The organism is Actinomadura miaoliensis (genome assembly GCF_039536785.1).
Classification (GTDB): Bacteria; Actinomycetota; Actinomycetes; order Streptosporangiales; family Streptosporangiaceae; genus Spirillospora; species Spirillospora miaoliensis.
This window is the reverse complement of the sequence record NZ_BAAAZG010000001.1, coordinates 837,291-858,681: the sequence shown is the minus strand read 5'-3', so window position 1 is coordinate 858,681 and position 21,391 is coordinate 837,291. Positions and strand designations below refer to the sequence as shown.

The following is a 21,391-nucleotide window of genomic DNA, read 5'->3' as shown; positions in this document are numbered from 1 at the left end:
GCCCGCGCGCGGCGCCGGTCAGGTGGCGGTGGCCTCGTCGAACCAGGCGAGATACTCGGTCAGGTCGAACATCCGCGCGGTCTCGATCGCCGACGGACGCCCGGCGCGCGGGTCGGCGCCACCCTCCAGCAGCGCCCGCACCACCTCGGCCTCCTGCTTGAACACCGCCCCCGCCAGCGGACGCTGGCCGCGGTCGTTGGCCCGTTCGGGATCGGCGCCCCGGGCCACCAGGGCGCGGACGGTCTCGGCGTGGCCGTGGTAGGCGGCCAGCATGAGCAGCGTGTCGCCCTTGTCGTTGGTGAGGTTCACCGGCACCCCGGCGTCGACGTAGGCGACCAGCTCCTCCGTCCGTCCCGCGCGCGCCAGCTCGAACAGCCTGGTCGCGAACTCCTGCAGTTCCGGGTCGGCCTCGCTCATGACACGAACACTACTTCCCGGCCACGGACCGTCCGCCGCGTGGTCGGCGAGCCTGCTGCCCAGCGAGTCGCGCCCGTAGCGCAGGTGCTTCTCCAGCGCCACCAGGGCGCCCTGCCGGGACGCCGACCCGAACCGCACCCCGTCGGCCAGGGCCCGCATGAGCAGCATCCCGCGGCCGTGCTCGGACAGCGGGCCGGGCGCCTCGCCGTGGCCCGCGCCGTATCCGGGGCCCGAGTCGATCACCTTGATCACACAGCGCTCGTCCAGGATGCCCACCCGCACGGTGTACTCCTCGCCCTTGCCCGCGTGCCGGATCGCGTTGGTGCAGGCCTCGGTGAGCATCAGCTCGATGTCGCCGCGGATCGCCGCGTCCACTCCGAGTGCGCACAGGGACGAGTCGAGCAGGCGTCGCGCCGCGGGAACGCTCGCGGCGTCCCGCGGCAAGCGAAGATCAAGGCTGATCTCCATGTCGACTCCGTCGGACGGCTGTTCTCCTGGGGGCACCCTGCCCGTGACAGGCGTCCCGAATCATGGCTCGCGCGTGGAATGTGCCGCGCGGCGGGCGTTCAGCCTGGCCAGGCGTCCCTGGCGACGATGTCCAGGACGAGGGCGCCGATGTTCCAGGCGTCGTCGACCCCGCTGTGGTGGCGGCCCTCCAGGGGGATGCCCGCGTGCCGCAGCGCCCCGGCCATGCCGAGCCTGCGCGGCAGGCCGTGCGCCGCCGAGTAGGTCGCCTTGGCGTTGGTGTGGCGGCGGCCGAACGGGTAGCGCACCCCGGCGGCGGCGCACTGGCGCTCGAACTGCTTGCGGTCGTAGTCGCCCCAGCTCGCCCAGGCCCGCGAACGCGCGCGGTGCTCGCGTTCGAGCAGCGCGCACGCCTCCGCGAACCCGATCCCGCCGTCCACCTCCTCCTGGGTCAGCCCGGTCAGCTCGGTGCAGAACGCGCTGACCGACGAGCGCTCGGGCCGCACGAGCACGCGGTGCCGCTCGACCCGCTCGCGGGTCTCCAGGTCCACCACGCACAGCCCGATCTCGATGATCTCGCTGACCTGCCCGCCCGGGGGACGGCCCTCCCAGCAGGTGGCCTCCACGTCGACGACGTTGAGAAGGCGGCCATGGGGTTCCATGCCCCGGCACGCTAGCGCCCTCGCCCGGCCACCGGCGATCGTTTTTCCGGCCGCCCGGCGCGCGGGCCGCCGGGGCGCTCAGCCGCGGCCGGACGCGGCGTCCAGGGCGGCGGTGACGCGTTCCAGGGAGCGGCGCAGCGCGACCAGCTCCTGCTCGTCCAGGCCGGTCGCCGCCATGATGCGGAAGGGCACCGCCGCGGCCCGCCGCCGCAGTTCCCGTCCGGGGCCGGTCAGCGACACCGTCACCTGCCGCTCGTCGCGGGCGCTGCGCTCGCGCCGCACCAGGCCCGCCGACTCCAGCCGCTTGAGCAGGGGCGAGAGCGTGCCGGAGTCCAGCCGCAGCGCCAGCCCCAGCTCCTTGACGGTCAGCGAGCCGTGCTCCCACAGCACCAGCATCGCCAGGTACTGCGGATAGGTCAGGCCGAGGTCGCGCAGCAGCGGCCGGTACACCGCGTCGAACGCGCGCGAGGTCGCGTGCACGGCGAAGCACACCTGGCGGTCGAGCCGCATGGCCTCCTCGGCGGGCAGGTCGCGCGGCGTTGCACTGTCCATGCGTTCCATCCTAGAGTTCGATTGCGTACAATCGAATTGCACTCAATTAAAGGAGAGGTCATGGACGCCCAGTACACCGCCGTCGCCACCGCCAACGGGCGGGACGGCCGCGCCGTCAGCTCCGACGGCCGGCTCGACCTGGCCCTCGCCCTGCCGGCCGAGATGGGCGGCACCGGCCGCGGCACCAACCCCGAGCAGCTGTTCGCCGCCGGATACGCCGCCTGCTTCGCCAGCGCGCTCGGCGCCGTGGCCCGCGGCACCGGCCAGGACGTGCGCGACGTCTCCGTCACCGCCGAGGTCGGCATCGGCGGCGACGTGCAGTCCGGCTTCGGCCTGAGCGTCGTGCTGCGCGTGGAACTGCCCGACGAGCTGCAGGGCGAGGCGGGACGCGCGCTGGTCGACAAGGCCCACCAGGTCTGCCCGTACTCCAACGCCACCCGCGGCAACATCCCCGTGGAACTGGTCGTCGAATGATCGAGAGGCGTCCCCCTCGGGTGACGCCTCTCCAACTCCTGCGCCAGGCAGGTGTCCCTGATCCAGCGGTCATCCGCCGCCGGCGGCCTGGTCCGCGCGGACCACCCTCCGCACGGCCCCGGCCGCCGGCCCGGTCCGCGCGCTCAGCTCGGTGATGCGCCGCTTGTGGCGGCGCCGCTCCGGGCCGGGCAGCACCGTGTTCAGCTCGCCCGCCGCCGCCAGCGCCACCGCCGCCGCGTCATAGCTGTTGACGTGCGCGATGGGCCTGCCGCGCAGCGCCGAGGACGCCCCGCCCCACAGCGTCTTGACCACCCGCGGGTCCTTCACCTCCACCCGGTGCGCGGGGAACACCCCCAGCACCCGGTGCCGGCGCACGCGGATCCAGCCGTCGGCGGCCAGCTCCTCGCGCACCCTGCGCACCATCGCGCGGCTGTCCTTGCGCACCCAGTAGTGCCACGACCGCGGCCGCGACGCCGCGATCTGCTCCACCAGGCCGTACGGGTCCTCGCCCGGCGTGCCGGGCCGGGGCCCGCGGCGCTCCTCGACGAGCCGCCCGTCCAGGTACAGCTCGGCCAGGGCCGCGCCGCGCAGCACGTAGCCCAGGCGGCCGCCGTTGTACGGCATGCGGCCCCGCCTCAGGTCGTAGGCCAGCAGGTACATCCTGGCCGGCAGTGATTCGGGCACCTTCACCATGACCTAGTCCTCGTCCTTCCGCCCGGTGTCGTCGCCGTCCTTGCGCGGCCGGCCCGGCCGCCGCATCCGCGCGGCCCCGCGGGGCATGCGCCCCGCGTCGGCCAGCGCCTTGCGCAGCAGGAACTCGATCTGGGCGTTGGTGCTGCGCAGCTCGTCGGACGCCCAGCGGGCCAGCGCGTCGTGCACGGCCGGATCCAGCCGCAAAAGGATCTTCTTGCGGTCCGTCACTGGTAGAGCGAGCCGGCGTTGACGATCGGCTGCGCGTCGCGATCGGCGCACAGCACGACCAGCAGGTTGCTGACCATCGCCGCCTTGCGTTCCTCGTCCAGTTCGACCACGTTCTCCTCGTCCAGCCGGTCGAGCGCCAGCTGCACCATGCCGACCGCGCCCTCGACGATCCGCTGCCGCGCCGCCACCACGGCGCCCGCCTGCTGGCGGCGCAGCATGGCCTGCGCGATCTCCGGCGCGTACGCCAGCCCGGTGATCCGCGACTCGACGATCCGCACCCCGGCCGCGGCGACCCGCAGCGTCAGCTCCTCCGACAGCTTGGCGGTGATCTCGTCGGCGTTGTCGCGCAGCGACAGCCGGTCGTGCGCGTCGTAGGGGAAGCTGCCCGCGATGTGCCGCAGCCCGGCCTCGGTCTGGAACGCCACGAACTCCACGAAGTCGTCCACCGCGAACACCGCGCGCGCGGTGTCCTCGACCTGCCACACCACCACCGCGGAGATCTCGATCGGGTTGCCGTCCAGGTCGTTGACCTTCGCCCGGTCCGTCTCGTGGTTGCGGATGCGCGTCGACACCCGCTTGCGCTCACTGATCGGATTCACCCAGCGCAGCCCGTCGGTGCGGACCGTCCCGGTGTAGCGCCCGAGCACCTGCAGCACCCTGGCCTCGTTCGGCGCCACCGGCGTCAGCCCCGCCGCCACCACCACACCGGCCACCAGCAGCACGCTGCCGGTCACGATCCCGACCGCGATCGCCGAGCCTCCCGCCACGACCCCGAGCCCGACCGCCACCGCGGCCAACACGATCAGCCCCAGCGCCAGCAGCAGCATGGGCCATCCGCTGAGGTTGCGCGCCTCCCGCTCGGCGACGTCCACCTTGGGCAGCTCCGCCAGCCCGGCGGCACCCCCGTCGACCTTCATCATCCGGCTCCTCTCGGTATGGCACCAAGCTAGCAAACTGATATCACTTTTTCCAATCCGTCCCCCGGCGGGCGGCCGGTCACCGGAGGACCGCGCAGGGGGAGGGGGCCGGCAGGTCCATGGCGCCGGCCCCGCTCCTCGGCCGGCTCGGCGACCGGCGGTGGGGCGGCGTGCGCCGCGCGACGGCCCCGGACGGCGATGGTCGGATGGGGCTCGGGGGCCGCGTGCGAAAGGTGCCGACAGTCTGTTCGGCTGCGGCCGGCGACTTTGTCATGCGTTCTTGCGGGGAAACTTTCGCCCCCGCCGCCCGGTGGTGCCCGCCCCCGTACGCCCGGGATGAGAATTTTCCGCGATACGTCGTGATGACGAGGCCGTCGCGGTGATTCGACAGCCGCACTGACGGACTGTCGCGGGTTCTGGTGTGAGCATGAAATGGCGCTGCCCTTCCGAGAGGTCACGCCAGATCTCCGACCCCGAGGTATCCGATGCTTCTGACGACACCCCCGACCGCCCTCTACTGGCTCCGGTCCTTTCCCGGTGACGCCGAACAGGCCCGCGCCGCGCGGCGGTTCACCTCCTGCCTGCTGACCGGATTCCCCGCACTCGACGAGGTGCTGCTGGCCGTGGACGAACTGGTCGTCAACGCGCTGCGGCACACCAAGTCGGGGCAGGGGGACGGCTTGTTCACCGTCGAGGTCCTCGGCCGTTGCAGCGGTGTGGCCGTGGCCGTCACCGACCAGGGCGGCCCCGGAGAGCCCACCGTCCGGGACGTCGACGAGCTCGCCGAGAGCGGGCGCGGCCTGCGGACCGTCTCCCACCTGGCGACGAGCTGGGGTTGGTACGGCGACGACTCCGGCCGCACGGTCACCGCCATGTTCGCGGGGGAGTGGCTGCGATGACCTCCTGCCGCTCCTAGCCCGGCCGCGCCGGGAGGCGGCCTTCGCGCTCCGGGCGGCCGGGCCTTCCCGGAACGCCGGAGGGCGCTTTCGGTGACCGTGTGATCACGAGAAGAGGGATGGTTTGACCCGATCCGGGGGCGGCGGGATCATGAGCGGATTCTTCGAGGTCAGGGGATGTGCGCGGTGAGGTCGGCGTGACGATCGTGGTTCGGGCCGTGGTGGCGGTGGCGTTGCTGGCGGGGTACTACCTGCTGGCGTTGGTGTTCCTGGGGCTCGCGGTGGCGGCGGCGGTGCTGACCGTCCGGTATCCGAACGCGGGCACGATCAAGCTGACGCTGGTGATGCTGGCGGTGTCGGTCCCGCTGCTCGGGGCGATGGTGCGGGCGGCGCGCCAGCGGGCGGAGCGGCCGGCCGGGGTCCCGGTGACCCGGGCGGACGAGCCCGTGCTGTGGAACGTGATCGACGACCTGGCCGCGCGGGTGAGCACGCGTCCGCCGGACGAGGTGCTGTTCGTCCCCGAGGTGAACGCGGCCGTCAGCGAGGACACGCGCTGGCTGGGGCTGCGGGGGCGCCGCCGGTACATGCTCATCGGGGTGCCGCTGCTGGAGACCCTCACCAACGACCAGATGCGCGCGGTGCTCGGCCACGAACTGGGCCACTACAGCGGGCGGCACACCCGGCTCGGCGGGCTGACGTACCGGGGCGCGGTGTCGCTGGCGCACACCGTCGAGGCCCTGTCCGGCTCGTCGTTCGCGCGGCGGGTGTTCGAGGCCTACGCCAAGCTCTACTTCCGGGTCTCGCAGGGGGTGCGGCGCCGGCAGGAGATCGAGGCCGACCGGTTCATGGTGCAGATCGCGGGGCGTGCGGCCGCGGCCACCGCGTTGCAGCAGGTGCGCGCCACCGCCGCCGCCTGGTCGTTCTTCCTCGACCGGTTCGCGGGCGCGGGCGTGCGGTACGGCCTGGCCCCGGCCGACCTGTTCGGCGGTTTCCGGGCGCTGCTGGCCGAGCCGAGCCGCCGCGGCGAGATGGCCGAGGTGCTGCGGCAGCCCGAGGAGCGCGACCCCTACGACTCCCATCCCACGCTCGCCGAACGGCTGGAGGCGATCGGACGCTGCCCCGAGCCGCAGGGCCTGCGCCCCGACCAGCGGCTGGCGACGGCGCTGCTCACCGACCCGCACCGCGCCGCGCACGCCATGCGCCAGGCCATGTTCGGCGACGAGGCCACCGTGCTGGACTGGGCCGAGCTGGTGTGCCGGTCCGCTGCGCTGGAGGCGGCGGAGGAGGGCACGCGGCTGCTGGAGCAGGTCGAACGGGTGACGGGCGCGCCGGGCCCGGCGCCCACCCTCGGGACGCTGCTCGACCTGCTGGAACGCGGCGGCGGCCCCGCGCTGGCCGCCGAGCTGTGCCGCGACCTGCCCGAACTGCCGCCCGACCGGGTCGGGGAGGCGCACGCGGCGGTGCTGCGCGGGCACGTGATCGGCCTGTTCACCTCGGCGCTGCTGTCGGCGGGCAGCGTGCGGTACCGGTTCTCCTGGTCGGGGGCGCCCGCCCGGCCCGTCGCCCACGACGGCACGGAGATCGACATGTCCCGTGTCGTGCCCGAGCAGATCGGCCCGCAGCACGTGCCGGGGCTGCGGTCCTGGCTGCGGCAGGCCGGGGTCGATCTCGCCCACCGCCCGCCGCGGCCCGACCGCGCGTCGATCGACCTGCTCGGGGTCCTGTACGCGGTGGAGCAGGACGGCGAGTACTACGACGCGCTGGTGCTCGACGTGGGGCTGCTGTTCGTTCGCCTGTCCGGCACCGAGGTCATGCGCGGCGGGATGTCGCAGACGGCATGGCACCAGCGCACCGAGCGCATGCTGCGTTCCAGCCCGGCCGAGCTGCTCGAACGCGACGGGAACTGGCTGCTGGGCGCCAAGGACGTCACCCGTGCCGCGATGTGGGCCAAGGGCGACAAGTGGACGCTCAGCGTGGACTGCGCCTGGACCGACGACCAGGGCGTACGCCGGCAGGCGGCCGTACGCGTCCAGGGCCAGCCTCCGTGCACCGAGCCCGCCGAGGCGATGAAGATCCTGCATTCGCTGCTGGGCCCCCGCATCACCTGGTCGCAGGAGAAGCTCTGAGGCTCGCCCGAGACGGCGGACGATCCCCCGTCCGGGCGGGGCCGTCCGCCGTTCAGATGGCCGCCGGGACGGGCGTGTCGTCGTGCGCCTCGTCCGGGATGACCTTGGGCACGGACCGCAGGGTGAACAGCGCGGTCACCGCGACGCACGCCATCACCGCGGCGCTGGCCAGCATGGCGGCGTGCATGCCGTCGACGTAGGCGACCCGTGTGGCGTCCAGGAGCCGGGCGGCCAGGTCCGGCGGCAGGCCGGCGGCGGTGCCCGCGGCGGAGGCCAGGGACTCGCGGGCGGCGTGCTCGGCGCCCGCGGGCAGGCCGGACGGCAGGTCCAGGCTGTGCCGGTAGACGGCGGTCACCACGCTGCCGAGGACCGCCATGCCCAGGGCGCCGCCGAGTTCGGTGGCGGTCTCGGCGATCGCCGACGCGGAGCCCGCGCGCCGCCGGGGCACCGAGGCCAGCACCGTGTCGCCGGTGACGGTCATCGCCATGCCCATGCCCAGGCCGCCCAGCAGCATCGGGACCACCATGAGCGGGTACGACGGGTCGGTGCCGAACCCGATGAACGTGGCGTACGACACGCCGCTGACGACCATGCCGATCGTCACGGTCCGGGCCCGGCCGACGGCGGAGATCAGCGGCGCGGCCAGCGCGGCGCCGCCCACCGCGGCGCCCACCGCGCCGGGCAGCCCGGCCAGTCCCGCCCACAGCGGCGACCAGCCCAGCACCAGCTGGAAGTACAGCGAGAAGATCAGCGACTGGGCGACCAGGCCGAACATCGCGAACATGTTGATCGCCACCGAGCCGGTGAAGGTGACCCGGCGGAACAGCCGCACGTCGATCATCGGGTGCGCCAGCCGGGTCTGCCGCCACAGGAACAGCGCCAGCCCGGCGACCCCGACCGCGACGCCCACGCGCACCTGCGCGACGTCCAGCCCGTGCACCGCCGCCTCCTTGATCGCGTAGACCATGCCGAGGACCCCGGCGGCCGACAGCGGCACGCTCAGCGCGTCCACCCGGCCGTGCCCGGGCCCGTGCGAGCCGGGCAGCAGCATGGCCCCGGCCACCAGGATCACCGCCATGATCGGCACGTTGATCAGGAAGACCGCGCCCCACCAGAAGTGCTCCAGCAGGCCGCCGCCGAGCACCGGGCCGAGCCCGACCGCCAGCGCGCCGGACCCCATGAACGCGCCGACCGCCATGGTGCGCTCCTTGGGCTGGGTGAACACGCGGCGGATCAGCGCCAGCGCGGACGGCATCAGCGTGGCCCCGGCCACGCCGAGCAGGGCGCGCGCCGCGACCAGCAGCTCGGCGCTCCAGGCGTAGGCGGTCAGCGCGGACGCGGCGGCGAACAGGGCGACGCCGGTGAGCAGCAGGTTGCGGTGCCCGACGCGGTCGCCGACGGCGCCCATCGTGATCAGCAGCCCGGCCAGCGCGAAGCCGTAGATGTCGGCGATCCACAGGATCTGCGTGGCCGACGGGTCCAGGTCGGCGGTGATGTGGGGGACGGCCAGGTTGAGCGCCGTCAGGTCGATGCCGGGCACCACCATGAGCAGGCACCCGATGACGAACGTGCCCCATTTGCGGTGGGGCGGGATGGCTGAGGTGTTCATGCACGGCAGCGTCGGGCCCGCCGCTGACCGTCGGCGCACCGCCCGCTGACCGGGGCGGTGCGTGGCCGGGGCGGTGCGTGGCCGGGGCGGTGCGCGGCCGCCGGGCGCCGCTAGGCGCGGGCGGCGGCGAGGGCCTCGTCCGGGGTCAGGGCCGCGCCGCGGTGGTGGGCGGACGTGAAGGCGGCGTCGCCGAGCAGCGCGCGCACCCGCGCGGTGACCTGTGAGGCGTCGGGCGTGCCGTCGGGGTGGCCGCTCCGCAGCGCGGCCGCGGCGCCCAGCAGGAAGGCGGCGCGCTCGGCGTCCCCCTCCCGCAGCGCGACGCCCGCCAGCCCCACGACGGCCTCCGCGCGGTGCAGGAAGATGGGGTGGTCGAACGACATCTCCAGCGCCCGGCGGTGCAGCCGCCGCGCGGCGTCCAGGTCGCCCTCGGCGGTGGCCACCCAGCCGAGCCCGACGTGCGCCGCCGCCCGCGTGGCCCGCGCGAGGAACCGTTCGCTGCCGAAGGCGTGCATCGCCGCCTCGTACCGCCGGCGGGCCTCGGCCAGGTCGCCGCGCAGCCGCGCCACGTCGCCGAGCCTGTTGTACCCGGCGGCGACCTTGTCGGGGACGCCCGACCGGCGGGCCAGTCCGACGGCCGTGGTGAAGTCGGCCTGGGCGGCGGCCAGGTCCCCGTCCTGCAGGGACATCGCGCCCCGGCTGCACAGCAGGTCGGCGGTGTCCTCCATGGCGCCGAGCGGTTCGATCATGGTGAGGGCCTCGTCCAGCAGCCGCCGGGCGCGGGCGCGGTCGCCGCGCCACGCGGTCAGCTGGGCCAGCTGGTCCAGGGTGTTGGCGATGCCCCACCGGTCGCCCACCGCCCGGAACCCCGTGAGCGCGGCCTCGCACTCGGCCTCGGCCGCGGACATCTCCGAGCGGAACTGCCGCACGAACGCCTCGCTCATGTGCATCAGCGCCGTCGTCCACGGAGCGGAGCCGATCAGCTTGTCGTACGCCGCGGGGTCGTCGTCCATCGGGCCGATGGTCAGCCCCCACTGCACCAGCGTGGCCGGATACCGCAGCTCGCGGTCCAGGCGCCGCAGCGCGGACGACGCCGCGTCCAGCAGCGGGCGCGCGTCCCCGCCGGTCACCACCGACCCGCCCGACACCGCGTTGGCGACGCAGGCCACGAACTCCTCCTCCAGGCCGTCCGGCGGTTCGTTGCCGATCACGCGCAGCAGCTCGGCGGCCAGCGCGGCGCCCTCGACGCGGCCGCGCAGCCACCAGTACCACGACAGCGCCGCGACCAGCCGCAGCGCCAGCGGCGGGTCGGCGTGCACGCAGCGCCGCAGCGCCGCGTGCAGGTTGCCGTGCTCGGCGGCCAGCCGCTCCAGCCACTCCAGCTGCGCGGGACCGCGCAGGTGCGGGTCGGCGGTCAGCACCAGCTCCAGGAAGTACTCGGCGTGGGCGCGGCGCGCCCGGTCGTGCTCGCCCGCCTCCTCCAGCCGTTCGGCGCAGAACGCCCGGACGGTGTCCAGCATGCGGTACCGGGTGCCCTCGCGGACGCCCGCCGGGGCCGGCTCGGGCTGCAGCAGCGACTTGTCGGCCAGGCCGATCAGCAGTTCGTCGGCGTCGGGTTCGGGCAGGTCGCAGATCCGGGCCACCGCCGCGGGGGAGAACCCGCCGGCGAACACGGTCACGCGGCGGGCCAGCCGCCGCTCCTCCTCGTCGAGCAGGTCCCAGCTCCACTCGACGACGGCGCGCAGCGTCTGGTGCCGGGGCGCGGCGGCGCGGCTGCCGCGCGACAGCAGCCGGAACCGGTCGTCCAGCCGTGCGGCGACCTCGGCGACCGGCAGGGAGCGCAGCCGCGCCGCGGCCAGCTCGATCGCCAGCGGCAGCCCGTCCAGCGCGGCGCAGATCCGCAGCACCGCGGGGAGGGTGGCGTCGTCGACCGTGAACCCGGGCCGCACGGCGGCGGCGCGGTCGGTGAACAGCCGGACCGCCGGGTAGCGCAGGGCCTGCTCGGGGGGCAGCTCGGCGGGCGGCACCGGCAGCGGCGGCACCGGCCGCAGCGACTCGCCGGTGACGCCCAGCGCCTCCCGGCTGGTGGCCAGGACGCGCAGGTCCGGGCAGGCGCTCAGCAGCCGGTGCGCGATCCGCGCCGCGTCCTCGATCACGTGCTCGCAGTTGTCCAGGACGAGCAGCATGCGGCGGCCGGTCAGCGCGGCGACGAGCCGTCCCACCGGGTCGGGATGCCCGGACGGCTCGCCCGGCGCCTCCGGCCGTACCGGGTTCTCCCGCAGGCCGAGCGCGCCCAGCAGCGCCTTCGGCACCTCCGCCCCGGCGCCCAGCGGGGCCAGGTCGACGAAGCACACCGGGCCCTGGTCGCGTGCCGCCGCCTCCACCGCCAGCCGCGTCTTGCCGGCGCCGCCCGGCCCCAGCAGCGTCACCAGCCGCGCCTCGGCGAGCAGCTTGCCCACCTGCCGCAGCTCCTCCTCGCGCCCCACGAAGCTGGTCAGCTGCGCGGGCAGCGTGGCGTGGTCGGGGGGAGCGGGGCGCGGCCGGTCCAGGTCGCCGCGCAGCATCGACAGGTGCAGGTCCGACAGTTCGGCGGACGGGTCGGCTCCCAGTTCGTCCGCGATGATCCGCCGCCCGTCCTCATAGACGGTGAGCGCCTCGGCCTGCCGTCCGCTGCCGTACAGGGCGCGCATCAGCAGCCCCCGGGCGCGTTCGCGCAGCGGGTGGGCGTCCACCACCTCCTGCAGGGAGGACGGCAGGGACGCGTTCTCCCCCAGCGCGAGTGCGGCTTCGGCGTGGTCTTCTATGGCGGCGATCCGCAACTCCTCCAGGCGTGCGGCCTGACCGCCAGGCAACGGCACGTCCGCCAGTGCGGGGCCCCGCCACAGGCTCAGGGCCTCACGCAGCGACGCCGTGGCACGGGTGTGGTCGCCGTTGGCCAGGGCGTCGCGTCCCTCACGGGCGAGACGCTCGAAGCGGTGGGCGTCCACACTGTCCGGCGAGACGGCCAGGCGGTAACCCGCGGCGGTGCCCTCGACAAGCTCCGCGTCGCCCAGGGCCCGGCGCAGACGCGACACCTGGGACTGCAGCGCGTTCGCCGCCCCGGCCGGGGGATCCTCCCCGTACAGGCCGTCGATGAGCCGTTCGGTGGGGACGACGCGGCCCGCGTCTATCAGCAGCAGGGCCAGAAGCGCGCGCACACGTGGGCCCCCGACGGCCACGGCACGCCCGTCGTCCAGACGCGCCTCCACCGTCCCCAGAACGCCGAACCGCATGGCGACGATTCTCCCGTATGGAACGGTTCGCCGTGCGTCGCCAGCCGTAACGCGGGATCCCGCCCCGGGGTCACCGGCGCAGGCCGCCCCCGGGCTCCTCTTCGCCGTCGCCCATCCCGAGTTCGACGTCGAGATACTCGTCCTCGGGCCACAGGTGGTCGGCCAGCCAGGCCAGGTACTCCTCGTCGGCGGGGTCGAGGACGGCCGTCATCGACTCGGGGTACCCGCCCGCCCCGTCGGGCCCGCCGAGGCCGCCCGGCGAGATCAGGGGGATGCCAGGACGCGCGGCAGGGCGCACCCACCGGCCGGCCCACAGCAGGCAGGTCAGGGAGACCAGGACGAGGACCACGAACACGCCGCGCCGCCCTTCCGCGAAGAACCTTGCGTAAGGAGCAAAACAACTGAACGCTACAAGACCGGATCCGGCGGCGGGGAGACGACATGCCGTGACGGCGCGTCGCCGGGGCGGCCCGGCGACGCGTGAAAGTGTACGCGCGGGACGTGTTCCAGCAGCTCAACGCGCCGCCGAGGCGGCGCGGCGGCCGTTGGTCCGTCCCGGGAGAAAAACACGTGCGGGCCTCGGCCGCAGGGCGGCCGAGGCCCGCACGTCGGATGAGACATGCCCCGCGATGGCGGGTGGGGTGGTGCGGGGAGGCGGGCGGTACGCGCCTTACCTCGGGGAGTTCTGGTCGATGAGCCGTGCGCCGCCGGTGCCGGGCGGCGGGGCGCTCACCTCAGGAGACCGTCGCTGTCGCAGCGGCGCGGCGCAGGTGCGGGGTGGGACGGTGCGGTGCGATCACACGCCCGTCGGGCAGCAGCTCGCCGGTGTCCTCGAAGAGGACGATGCCGTTGCACAGGAGGCTCCAACCCTGCTCGGGGTGGCTGGCCACGATGCGGGCGGCGTCGTGGTCGACGCTGTCCGGCCCTGGACAGGGCGGCTGGTGGACACAGGCCGGCAGTCGCTGAGCGGTCACGGGATACCTCCACGGATGTCCTGCGAATTAGGACATACCTCGAGTTTGCAGACCGTCGACCGAAACTCGCAAGCGGATGGCGGAATCTTTACCTTCCTGGCGTTTAGGGAGGGGCTCAGGTGAGCAGGTCGCCCGCCTCGCCGCCCCCGGCCTCGTCGCCGCCCGCCACGTCCAGGCCCACCACCGAGCGGCAGCCGGTGCAGATCCACTCGCCGACGACGGCCTCCGACCCGGCGCCCTGGGCGCGGTACGGGCGCTCGACCCGGCGGCGGCGCATGCCGTGGCCGCAGGTGGGGTGCAGCAGCCTGCCGCAGTGCGGGCACGGCCACACGTCCTCGCGGCGCAGGCGGCACTGCGGGCACAGCGGCGACTCGTACGGCTCGGGCAGCTCGCCGGCGCCGAGCTCGACGCGCCACTCCTGCTCCAGGTCCAGGTACTCGTCGCCGGGCCACAGGTGGTCGGCCAGCCAGGCCAGGTACTCCTCGCTGTCCTGGTTGAGGACGGCGGTGAGCGACTCGGGGTGGTCGGCCGAGCCGTCGCCGGCGTCCGGGGCGCCGGCGGCGCCTCCGGGCGTGTCGGCGGGCCCGGCCGTGGCGGCGGACAGCCGGGGGGAGCGCCCGGTCGCGAGCCACGCGGCGGCCAGCAGCGTCAGCAGGCCGAGGAGCGCGGCCGCGGCCAGGCCTGTCGCCGTGGGCATCGCGATCTCCTTTCGCGATCTTGTGGCGGGGGAGCAAGATCAGGAAAGCGGTTTACAAAACGCTGCGAACGCTACAAGAAAGGCAGTTAACGGAAAAGTCGATCAGAAAAGAATCTTCGGCGGGATCGGGCGGGTGCCCCCGCCCGGCGCCCCGGTCCCGTCACCCGCGCCCGCGGCGGCCTGCGGATTCGGCGCGCCCGTCGCCCCGCGGGCGGGCGCCGGGCAGCGTGACGCATCTCTCGCCGGTGGGGGGTTTCGGGCGCCCGCGGGGGCCGCGGCGCCGCGGCGTCCTTAAGTTCGTTTTCGCCCCGGCTTGCTGTGATCGTCGTGTGCCGTCCGGCCGGAGGCGGCCGGACACCACCGAGCGGAGAGCGAGGGGACGGCGAGCATGAGTCTCAGCGGACGTACCAAGATCGTGATCGCGGCGGCCGGGCTGGCGGGGGCCGGGACGCTCGTCGCCGGAAGCGCGGCGCTGGCCGACACCGGGCCGCAACCGGGCCGCACCGAGCTGCGGATCGTCGACTACCAGGCCCAGGACGCCGGGCAGCCGGGCAAGGACTGCCCCTGGCGCCACGGGCAGAGCCCGAACCAGGCCGCCGGCACGCAATGAGCCGGCCGGAGGAGCACGGCCCGCCGGGCACGCCGCCCGAGCCCCCCGCCGGAACGGCGCGCGAGCGCGGAGACCTCTGGACGGACGATCGCGTCACGACCGGCGGACTCCGCGGGGACGCCGCGCCGGGCGGCCGCGCCGGCGGCATCGACGCCGCCCGGGTCCGGCCGCCGGCCAGCGCGCTGGCCGAACGGGCGCTGTTCGAGGTCAAGCGTGTGATCGTCGGCCAGGACCGGATGATCGAACGGATGCTCGTCGCGGTCCTGGCCGGGGGCCACTGCCTGCTGGAGGGCGTGCCGGGCGTGGCCAAGACGCTGGCCGCGCAGACGCTGGCCACCGTCGTCGGCGGGTCGTTCGCCCGCCTGCAGTTCACCCCCGACCTGGTGCCCGCCGACATCGTCGGCACCCGCATCTACCGGCCCTCCACCGAGAGCTTCGACATCGAACTCGGCCCGGTGATGGCCAACGTGGTGCTGGTCGACGAGATCAACCGGGCCCCGGCCAAGGTGCAGTCGGCGCTGCTGGAGGTGATGGCCGAACGCCAGGTCAGCATCGCGGGCCGCACGTTCCCGGTGCCGCGCCCGTTCCTGGTGCTGGCCACCCAGAACCCGATCGAGTCCGAGGGCGTCTACCGGCTGCCCGAGGCGCAGCGCGACCGGTTCCTGCTGAAGATCGACGTCGGCTATCCGACCGAGGCGCAGGAACTGGCGATCGTGTACCGGATGGGCGTGCGGCCGCCCGAGCCGGACCGCATCCTGGACACCGGCGAGGTCACCGCGCTGCGCGAGGCCGCCACCGGCGTCTTCGTGCACGACGAGGTGGCGCGGTACGCCGTGCGGCTGGTGGCGGCGACCCGCGACCCGGTCGGCCACGGCGTCCCCGAGGTCGCGGGCCTGCTGGCCTACGGGGCGGGGCCGCGCGCCTCCCTCGGGCTGGTCGCGGCCGGACGGGCGCTGGCCCTGCTGCGCGGCCGCGAGTACGTACTGCCCGGCGACGTGCGCGACCTGGCCGGCGACGTCCTCGCGCACCGGCTGGTGCCGTCGTTCGACGCGCTGGCCGACGGGGTGGGCGTGCGGTCGATCGTCGACCGGATCGTGGCGGCCGTGCCCGCGCCGCGCGTTGCCCCCGAGGAGACCGGCCCGCAGGGGGAGGAGGGCAGGGCCGCATGAACCCCACCCCCGCCCTGCGGGAACTGGCCCCCGAGCACGCCCTGCGCCGCCTGGAGCTGACCGTCACGCGGCGCCTGGACGGGCTGCTGCAGGGCGACCATCTGGGACTGCTGCCCGGGCCGGGGTCCGAGCCCGCCGAGGGACGCGAGTACGTGCCCGGCGACGACGTGCGCACCATGGACTGGAACCTGACCGCGCGCTCCACCGTCCCGCACGTGCGCGACCGCGTCGCCGACCGCGAGCTGGAGACCTGGGCGCTGGTGGACGCCACCGCCAGCATGGACTTCGGCACCGGACGCCTGGAGAAGCGCGACCTGGCGGTGTTCGCGGTGGCCGCGGTCGCGTTCCTCACCGAGCGGGCCGGCAACCGGATCGGCGCCCAGATCGTGCGCGACGACGGCCCGCTGCACGTCCCGGCGCGCACCGGGCGGCCGCACCTGCTCGGCCTGCTGCGCACGCTGCTGGCGGTGCCGCGCGGCGCTCCCGGGCGCGGAGGCGACGGGAGCGCCTCCGCCTCCCTCGGCGCGGCCGCCGGCCTGCTTCGCCGCACCGGCGCCGCGCGCCGCGGCCTGGTCGTCGCGGTCTCCGACTTCCTGGACCCGGTGGCGTCGTGGCAGCGTCCGCTGCGGCTGCTGGCCGCCCGGCACCAGCTGCTGGCCGTCGAGGTCGTGGACCCGCGCGAGCTGACGCTGCCGGACGTGGGGATGCTCACCGTCGTCGACCCCGAGACCGGACGGCGCCGCGAGATCCCCACGGCCAGCGGCCGCCTGCGCGAACGGTACGCGGCGGCCGCCGCCCGGCAGCGCGCGGAGATCGCGGCGGGCCTGCGCGCGGCGGGCGCGGCGCACCTGCGGCTGCGCACCGACGGCGACTGGGTCCGCGACCTCGTCCGGCACGTGCTGACCCAGCGCAGGACCGCCGCGGCCGCCGCCCCGGCGTCCGGGGCGCCGCCGGCCTCGGGAGGGGGTGCGGCGTGAGCTTCCTGGAACCGGTGCGGCTGCTCCTGCTGCTGGCGCTGCCCGTGCTGATCGCCGCGTACGTGGTGACGCAGGTGCGGCGCGGCAGGTACGCGGTGCGCTTCACCAACCTGGCGCTGCTGGACAGGGTGGCGCCGACCCGGCCGGGCTGGCGGCGGCACCTGCCCGCGGCGGCGTTCCTGCTGATGCTGGGGCTGTTCGTCACCGGGTTCGCGCGTCCGGCCGCCGACGTGCGGGTGCCGCGCGAGCAGGCGACGATCATGGTGGCGGTCGACGTGTCGCACTCCATGGAGGCCACCGACGTCCAGCCGGACCGGCTGACCGCCGCCAGGCAGGCCGCCCGCACCTTCGTCGAGCGGCTGCCCGCGCGCTTCAACGTCGGCCTGGTCGCCTTCTCCGGGACGGCGTCGGTGCTGGTCCCGCCGACCACCGACCGGCAGGCCATGCTCGCCGGCATCGACTGGCTGACGCTGGGCCCGCGCACCGCGATCGGCGAGGGCGTGATCGTCTCGCTGGACGCGATCGCCGGGTTCGGGGCGCAGTTCGGCGGGCAGCCCCCGCCGGGACGCGTCGTGCTGCTGTCCGACGGCACCAACACCGCAGGACGCAGTCCCAGGGACGCCGCGCAGCGCGCCCTGGGGGCCGGGATCCCGGTGTCCACGATCGCCTACGGCACCGCCGAGGGCGTGATGTACCAGAACGGCACGGCCGTCCCGGTGCCGGTGGACGGGCCCGCGCTGGAACGCCTGGCGCAGGAGACCGGCGGCCGCTACTACGAGGCCGCGTCCGGCGGTGAGCTGCGCCGCGTCTACGAGGACATCGGCAGCAGCATCGGCTACCGCGTCGAGCAGCGCGAGATCTGGGCGTGGTTCGTCGCCGCCGGGCTGCTGCTGTCGGTCGCCGTGTCCGCCGGGTCCCTGCTGTGGTTCTCCCGTCTGCCGTGAGCCCGCCGGATCCCGCCGTGAGCCCGCCCTGAGCCCGCCCTGAGCATCGAAGGAGCCTGATGAGTCACCAAGCGCACGGGGACGCCCGGTTCGGGCTGGGCGAGCCGCGCGGCCCCGACTTCCTGCCCGCCCCGCCCGCCCCCGCCTGGCCCCAGGGCGGCGACCCGTTCCGCGTCCCGGCGCCGCCCGCCCCGTGGACGCGGCAGGACGACCCCGGCGGGCCCGGCGGGAGCGGCCCGAACCGGCGGGGGCCGGGCCGCGCCGTCGTGGTCGCGGTGGTGGCGGGCCTGCTGGCCGGGGGAGCGGCCGGCGCCGCCGCCGGACGGCTGACCGGCGACCGGGCCGCCGCCGCGCCGATCGCCCGGTCCACCGCCGGGCCGGTCAACGGCGGGGCCGGGGACCTCAGCGACGTGGCGGCGCGGGTGCAGCCCAGCGTGGTGTCGGTGGAGATCCGGTCGGCGCGCTCGCGCGGCACCGGGTCCGGATTCGTGATCGACCGGGGCGGTCACGTCCTGACCAACGCGCACGTCGTGGAGGGCGCCGGCGAGGTCACCGTGGTGCTGGCCGACCGGCGTCGCTTGGGGGCGCGCGTGGTGGGCGCCGACCCCGCCAACGACCTGGCCGTCCTGGCGATCCCGGCCGGGGACAGCCCCCCGCCGCTGACGTTCGGCCGCTCGGCCGACGTGCGGGTGGGCGACCCGGTGCTGGCGCTCGGCTCGCCGCTCGGCCTGCAGGGCACCGTCACCAGCGGCATCGTCAGCGCGCTGAGCCGCGAGGTGAGCCTCGGTGACAGCGGGCGGCGCAGCGCGCTGCAGACCGACGCGTCGATCAACCCGGGCAACTCCGGCGGCCCGCTGGTCAACGCGCGCGGTGAGGTCGTCGGGGTGAACACCGCGATCGCGCGCGGGCAGGTCGGCGGCATCGGCTTCGCGATCCCCGCGGATCGCGCCGTGGACGGCGCGCAGCGGCTCATCCGCTGACACGTCATACCGTCGAGGTGGCCGTCGAGGCGGCTGTGGAGGTAGGTGGGCCGCGGTGGCGGCCGTCATGGTGGAATGGGGCCGGTCCCGGCCCCTCGGCTCGGGAAGAGGTCGCATCGGATGCGGGTGCTGGTGGTCGAGGACGAGGAGGACCTCGTCGAGGCGCTGCGGTACGGGCTGGTCCGCGCCGACTACGCGGTCGACGTCGCCCACGACGTCGAGACGGCGACGCACAAGCTCTACGCCGCCGCCTACGATCTGATGATCCTGGACCTCAACCTGCCCGACGGCGACGGGTTCGGCCTGTGCGGCCGGATCCGCAGCGGCGAGCTGGACGGGCAGAGCGGCCCGGACCTGCGCATCCTCATGCTGACCGCGCGCGACCGGCTGGCCGACCGGGTGCGCGGCCTGGACGAGGGCGCCGACGACTACCTGGTCAAGCCGTTCGCGTTCCCCGAGCTGCTGGCGCGCGTGCGGGCCCTGCTGCGCCGCGACTCCGGCGGCGGGTCGGCGGTGTGGACCGTCGGCGACCTGCGCCTGGACACCGGGAGGCGGGAGGCGTTCCGCGGCGAGCGCCGCCTGCAGCTGACGCCCAAGGAGTTCGCCGTCCTGCGGTACCTGATGAGCCGTCCCGGGCAGGTGGTGTCGGCCGAGGAACTGCTGGAGCACGTCTGGGACGAGAACGCCGACCCGTTCACCAACACCGTGCGCGTCACCGTCGGCACGCTGCGCCGCAAGCTCGCCGCCTCCGACGAGGAGCAGCTGATCGAGACCGTCGTGCGGCACGGCTACCGCCTGCGCGAGAGCGACGCCGCCACCACCCCAGCGAGGCCGTCATGACCACCCCCGAAGGCCCCACCGAAGGCCCCGCCGAAGGCTTCGACCGCGCCGAGCACCTGGAGAGCCCGCCGCCGCGCCGGTGGCGGCCCCGCCCGCCCGCGGGCTGGCGGCTGCCGGGGCCGATGCAGTCGATCCGGTTCCGCCTGACGGTCCTGTACTCCACGCTGCTGTTCGCCCTGACCGCCGTGGTGCTGGGCGGCGTCTACTGGGCCGTGGCGCGCAGCACCGACGCCCAGCCGATCACCAAGACCTTCAACGCCGAGAAGGTCGTCCAGATGCCGGACGGCAGCCAGCAGCGCCTCGGGCAGGTCGAGGTCGTCAAGGTGCAGCAGGTCGAGCAGGCCGTCAACTACGAGACCCAGCAGACGCTCAAGCACTACTCGCTGCTGACGCTGGGCGGGCTGTTCGTGGCCAGCCTGGGCATCGGCTGGGTGCTGTCGGGCCGGGCGCTCAAACCCGTCGGGGCGATCGCCCGCGCCGCCGAGGAGATCCAGGCGACCGACCTGTCGCGGCGCATCCGCCTGTCCGGGCCGCGCGACGAGCTGCGCTACCTGGCCGACACCATCGACTCCATGCTGGACCGGCTGGACGCGGCGTTCCACGCCCAGCGCCGGCTCATCGACGACGCCTCGCACGAGCTGCGCAGCCCGCTGGCGATCATCCGGGCCAACCTGGACACCGTGCTCAGCGACGCCGACGCCGAGGCCGAGGACCGGCGCCGCGCCGTGCAGGTGGTCGACCGCGCCACCACCCGCATGACCCGCCTGGTGGAGGACCTGCTGGCCACCGCGCGCCGTTCGGCCCCGGCCTTCGACGACAACGACGTGGACCTGGGCCTGGCCGCGCGGGAGGCGGCCGAGGAGTTCGACGCGCTGGCGGCGGCGCGCGGGATGACCGTCGAGCGGCGGCTGCGGCGCGGGCTGACGGTGATCGGCGACCACGACGCGCTGCGCCGCGCGGTGGGCAACCTGCTGTCCAACGCGGTGCGGCTGGCGCCCGCCGGGTCGACCATCACGGTCGCCGCCGACCGGATGGGCGGCTGGCAGTGGATCGCGGTCCGCGACGCCGGGCCCGGCATCCGCGCCGAGGAGCAGCACCGGGTGTTCGACCGGTTCTGGCGCGGCCCCGAGACGCGCCGCTCCCGCGACCGGGACCGCCGCACCGGCCTGGGCCTGGCGATCGTGCGCAGCATCGTGGAGGCGCACAACGGCCACGTGCGGCTGTTCTCCGCCTCCGGCGCCGGCAGCACGTTCGTGCTGTGGTTCCCGGTGTCGGCGGGCACCGCGGGGACGCCGGGCTCCGGGCCGCCGGCGATCGCGGCCCCGCCCGAGGTCGACCCGCTGCCGTCCGGCGACGGGACCGCGCGGCGTCCCGTTCGGTGAGCCTTCATCCGGCCGACACGAGCCCGCAACACGGGGATGAGGGAATGTCGGTGCCCGGCCCGGGCCGTGCGCGCCCGCGTCCCGGCGGACGCCGCCCGCCCGGCGCCCGGGACGGCGTGGAGGGCGTGAGGGGGAGGCGCGCATGCGCAGGCAGACCGTCCGATTCGACGAGGTGGTCGCCCGCTTCCACGGCGTCCGGCTCTACGAACGCGACGCCGAGCAGGCCGTCTACCTGGCCGAACGCGGCGGCCTGTGCCACGTGGTGATCACGCGGGAGGACGCGCCGGCCGACGGCCCGGTCATGGCGACCGTGCTGGCGTTCGAGGACGAGTGGGAGCGCGGCGCGCACCTGGCGTCCCGCCGCGGCGACGCGTCCGCCGCCCTGACCTGACCCGGTTCGGTCCGATCACGGCCGCGTCCCGGCCTTTGCGGGTATCCTGTGGTTTTCCGCAGGCGTCAGGGTGCGGCACACGGCCGGTGAGCCGGGCGGTCGTTTCCATGGCGGGGCAC

The 21,391-nt window shown here is 75.0% G+C and carries 22 protein-coding genes and 1 pseudogene; 11 read left to right on the top strand and 12 right to left on the bottom strand.

Annotated features, from left to right (window positions below; translation table 11 throughout):
- Window positions 1-18 precede the first annotated feature (18 nt).
- The 4 genes and pseudogenes from ABD811_RS03965 to ABD811_RS03950 form a co-directional block, all read right to left on the bottom strand.
- The gene (locus tag ABD811_RS03965; RefSeq protein ID WP_344941070.1) at window positions 19-417 is read right to left on the bottom strand and encodes an ankyrin repeat domain-containing protein; all 399 of its coding nucleotides are present in this window, start codon (window positions 415-417) and stop codon (window positions 19-21) included.
- 105 nt (window positions 418-522) lie between these two features.
- Window positions 523-885: pseudogene (locus ABD811_RS03960) on the bottom strand (ATP-binding protein); the annotation flags it as partial.
- Between the two features lie 98 nt (window positions 886-983).
- Entirely contained in the window at window positions 984-1,544 is a 561-nt protein-coding gene (locus ABD811_RS03955) for a 3'-5' exonuclease (RefSeq protein ID WP_344940797.1), read from the bottom strand.
- A gap of 78 nt (window positions 1,545-1,622) precedes the next feature.
- Window positions 1,623-2,096 carry a MarR family winged helix-turn-helix transcriptional regulator gene (locus ABD811_RS03950; RefSeq protein WP_344940794.1) on the bottom strand — a complete coding sequence of 158 codons (474 nt, stop codon included), beginning with the start codon at window positions 2,094-2,096 and terminating at the stop codon, window positions 1,623-1,625.
- Between the two features lie 60 nt (window positions 2,097-2,156).
- Here ABD811_RS03950 and ABD811_RS03945 point away from each other — a divergent pair, with 60 nt between their 5' ends.
- Entirely contained in the window at window positions 2,157-2,570 is a 414-nt protein-coding gene (locus ABD811_RS03945) for an organic hydroperoxide resistance protein (protein ID WP_344940791.1), read from the top strand.
- Between the two features lie 69 nt (window positions 2,571-2,639).
- On the opposite strand, the gene ABD811_RS03940 is transcribed toward ABD811_RS03945, so the two are convergent.
- The 3 genes from ABD811_RS03940 to ABD811_RS03930 are packed head-to-tail and all read right to left on the bottom strand — an operon-like array spanning window position 2,640 to window position 4,408.
- Window positions 2,640-3,263: a GOLPH3/VPS74 family protein gene (locus tag ABD811_RS03940; RefSeq protein ID WP_344940789.1), complete on the bottom strand. Its 624-nt coding sequence runs from the start codon at window positions 3,261-3,263 to the stop codon at window positions 2,640-2,642.
- Between the two features lie 3 nt (window positions 3,264-3,266).
- The gene (locus ABD811_RS03935) at window positions 3,267-3,491 is read right to left on the bottom strand and encodes a type II toxin-antitoxin system antitoxin (protein ID WP_344940786.1); all 225 of its coding nucleotides are present in this window, start codon (window positions 3,489-3,491) and stop codon (window positions 3,267-3,269) included.
- Window positions 3,488-4,408 (bottom strand): SPFH domain-containing protein, encoded by a 921-nt coding sequence (locus tag ABD811_RS03930; RefSeq protein ID WP_425549364.1) that lies wholly within the window; start codon window positions 4,406-4,408, stop codon window positions 3,488-3,490. The genes ABD811_RS03935 and ABD811_RS03930 overlap by 4 nt, the downstream gene beginning before the upstream one ends.
- 485 nt (window positions 4,409-4,893) lie before the next feature.
- On the opposite strand from ABD811_RS03930, the gene ABD811_RS03925 reads away from it, so the two are divergent.
- Together ABD811_RS03925 and ABD811_RS03920 are read left to right on the top strand one after the other, a co-directional pair.
- Window positions 4,894-5,307: an ATP-binding protein gene (locus tag ABD811_RS03925; protein ID WP_344940780.1), complete on the top strand. Its 414-nt coding sequence runs from the start codon at window positions 4,894-4,896 to the stop codon at window positions 5,305-5,307.
- 194 nt (window positions 5,308-5,501) lie between these two features.
- Window positions 5,502-7,430, top strand: a complete 1,929-nt coding sequence (locus ABD811_RS03920; RefSeq protein ID WP_344940777.1) for a M48 family metalloprotease — start codon at window positions 5,502-5,504, stop codon at window positions 7,428-7,430.
- Window positions 7,431-7,482: 52 nt separating this feature from the next.
- Here the strand turns inward: ABD811_RS03920 and ABD811_RS03915 are convergent, their stop codons facing one another.
- From ABD811_RS03915 to ABD811_RS03895, 5 genes are all read right to left on the bottom strand, one after another.
- Window positions 7,483-9,039 carry an MFS transporter gene (locus ABD811_RS03915; protein WP_344940774.1) on the bottom strand — a complete coding sequence of 519 codons (1,557 nt, stop codon included), beginning with the start codon at window positions 9,037-9,039 and terminating at the stop codon, window positions 7,483-7,485.
- A gap of 110 nt (window positions 9,040-9,149) precedes the next feature.
- The gene (locus tag ABD811_RS03910) at window positions 9,150-12,308 is read right to left on the bottom strand and encodes an AfsR/SARP family transcriptional regulator (protein WP_344940770.1); all 3,159 of its coding nucleotides are present in this window, start codon (window positions 12,306-12,308) and stop codon (window positions 9,150-9,152) included.
- A gap of 70 nt (window positions 12,309-12,378) precedes the next feature.
- Window positions 12,379-12,663 (bottom strand): hypothetical protein, encoded by a 285-nt coding sequence (locus tag ABD811_RS03905; RefSeq protein ID WP_344940767.1) that lies wholly within the window; start codon window positions 12,661-12,663, stop codon window positions 12,379-12,381.
- Window positions 12,664-13,042: 379 nt separating this feature from the next.
- Entirely contained in the window at window positions 13,043-13,282 is a 240-nt protein-coding gene (locus ABD811_RS03900; RefSeq protein WP_344940765.1) for a DUF5999 family protein, read from the bottom strand.
- Window positions 13,283-13,397: 115 nt separating this feature from the next.
- Window positions 13,398-13,979 carry a hypothetical protein gene (locus ABD811_RS03895; RefSeq protein WP_344940762.1) on the bottom strand — a complete coding sequence of 194 codons (582 nt, stop codon included), beginning with the start codon at window positions 13,977-13,979 and terminating at the stop codon, window positions 13,398-13,400.
- Window positions 13,980-14,367: 388 nt separating this feature from the next.
- Between ABD811_RS03895 and ABD811_RS03890 the strand changes: the two genes are divergently transcribed.
- The 8 genes from ABD811_RS03890 to ABD811_RS03855 all read left to right on the top strand — a co-directional run bounded on the left by ABD811_RS03890 (window position 14,368) and on the right by ABD811_RS03855 (window position 21,272).
- Window positions 14,368-14,589, top strand: coding sequence for a hypothetical protein (locus tag ABD811_RS03890; RefSeq protein WP_344940759.1), 222 nt, complete (start codon window positions 14,368-14,370; stop codon window positions 14,587-14,589).
- Window positions 14,586-15,758 carry an AAA family ATPase gene (locus ABD811_RS03885; RefSeq protein ID WP_344940756.1) on the top strand — a complete coding sequence of 391 codons (1,173 nt, stop codon included), beginning with the start codon at window positions 14,586-14,588 and terminating at the stop codon, window positions 15,756-15,758. The genes ABD811_RS03890 and ABD811_RS03885 overlap by 4 nt, the downstream gene beginning before the upstream one ends.
- Window positions 15,755-16,735, top strand: coding sequence for a DUF58 domain-containing protein (locus tag ABD811_RS03880; RefSeq protein ID WP_344940753.1), 981 nt, complete (start codon window positions 15,755-15,757; stop codon window positions 16,733-16,735). Before ABD811_RS03885 ends, ABD811_RS03880 begins: the two co-directional genes overlap by 4 nt.
- Window positions 16,732-17,679 (top strand): VWA domain-containing protein, encoded by a 948-nt coding sequence (locus tag ABD811_RS03875; RefSeq protein WP_344940750.1) that lies wholly within the window; start codon window positions 16,732-16,734, stop codon window positions 17,677-17,679. The genes ABD811_RS03880 and ABD811_RS03875 overlap by 4 nt, the downstream gene beginning before the upstream one ends.
- Before the next feature lie 59 nt (window positions 17,680-17,738).
- Window positions 17,739-18,659 (top strand): S1C family serine protease, encoded by a 921-nt coding sequence (locus ABD811_RS03870; protein WP_344940747.1) that lies wholly within the window; start codon window positions 17,739-17,741, stop codon window positions 18,657-18,659.
- Window positions 18,660-18,779: 120 nt separating this feature from the next.
- A complete protein-coding gene (locus tag ABD811_RS03865; protein ID WP_344940744.1) occupies window positions 18,780-19,499 on the top strand; it encodes a response regulator transcription factor in 720 nt (239 codons plus the stop codon).
- Window positions 19,496-20,881, top strand: coding sequence for a sensor histidine kinase (locus ABD811_RS03860; protein WP_344940741.1), 1,386 nt, complete (start codon window positions 19,496-19,498; stop codon window positions 20,879-20,881). Before ABD811_RS03865 ends, ABD811_RS03860 begins: the two co-directional genes overlap by 4 nt.
- 142 nt (window positions 20,882-21,023) lie before the next feature.
- Window positions 21,024-21,272 carry a hypothetical protein gene (locus ABD811_RS03855; RefSeq protein WP_344940738.1) on the top strand — a complete coding sequence of 83 codons (249 nt, stop codon included), beginning with the start codon at window positions 21,024-21,026 and terminating at the stop codon, window positions 21,270-21,272.
- Window positions 21,273-21,391 lie beyond the last annotated feature (119 nt).

Bases quoted from the DNA above. Each gene is read 5' to 3' on its own strand.
- ABD811_RS03930 (WP_425549364.1), bottom strand. From the start codon at position 4,408: ATGAAGGTCGACGGGGGTGCCGCCGGGCTGGCGGAGCTGCCCAAGGTG.
- ABD811_RS03915 (WP_344940774.1), bottom strand. From the start codon at position 9,039: ATGAACACCTCAGCCATCCCGCCCCACCGCAAATGGGGCACGTTCGTC.
- ABD811_RS03950 (WP_344940794.1), bottom strand. From the start codon at position 2,096: ATGGACAGTGCAACGCCGCGCGACCTGCCCGCCGAGGAGGCCATGCGG.
- ABD811_RS03855 (WP_344940738.1), top strand. From the start codon at position 21,024: ATGCGCAGGCAGACCGTCCGATTCGACGAGGTGGTCGCCCGCTTCCAC.
- ABD811_RS03945 (WP_344940791.1), top strand. From the start codon at position 2,157: ATGGACGCCCAGTACACCGCCGTCGCCACCGCCAACGGGCGGGACGGC.
- ABD811_RS03895 (WP_344940762.1), bottom strand. From the start codon at position 13,979: ATGCCCACGGCGACAGGCCTGGCCGCGGCCGCGCTCCTCGGCCTGCTG.
- ABD811_RS03860 (WP_344940741.1), top strand. From the start codon at position 19,496: ATGACCACCCCCGAAGGCCCCACCGAAGGCCCCGCCGAAGGCTTCGAC.
- ABD811_RS03940 (WP_344940789.1), bottom strand. From the start codon at position 3,263: ATGGTGAAGGTGCCCGAATCACTGCCGGCCAGGATGTACCTGCTGGCC.
- ABD811_RS03880 (WP_344940753.1), top strand. From the start codon at position 15,755: ATGAACCCCACCCCCGCCCTGCGGGAACTGGCCCCCGAGCACGCCCTG.
- ABD811_RS03910 (WP_344940770.1), bottom strand. From the start codon at position 12,308: ATGCGGTTCGGCGTTCTGGGGACGGTGGAGGCGCGTCTGGACGACGGG.
- ABD811_RS03890 (WP_344940759.1), top strand. From the start codon at position 14,368: ATGAGTCTCAGCGGACGTACCAAGATCGTGATCGCGGCGGCCGGGCTG.
- ABD811_RS03925 (WP_344940780.1), top strand. From the start codon at position 4,894: ATGCTTCTGACGACACCCCCGACCGCCCTCTACTGGCTCCGGTCCTTT.
- ABD811_RS03965 (WP_344941070.1), bottom strand. From the start codon at position 417: ATGAGCGAGGCCGACCCGGAACTGCAGGAGTTCGCGACCAGGCTGTTC.
- ABD811_RS03955 (WP_344940797.1), bottom strand. From the start codon at position 1,544: ATGGAACCCCATGGCCGCCTTCTCAACGTCGTCGACGTGGAGGCCACC.
- ABD811_RS03865 (WP_344940744.1), top strand. From the start codon at position 18,780: ATGCGGGTGCTGGTGGTCGAGGACGAGGAGGACCTCGTCGAGGCGCTG.
- ABD811_RS03885 (WP_344940756.1), top strand. From the start codon at position 14,586: ATGAGCCGGCCGGAGGAGCACGGCCCGCCGGGCACGCCGCCCGAGCCC.
- ABD811_RS03870 (WP_344940747.1), top strand. From the start codon at position 17,739: ATGAGTCACCAAGCGCACGGGGACGCCCGGTTCGGGCTGGGCGAGCCG.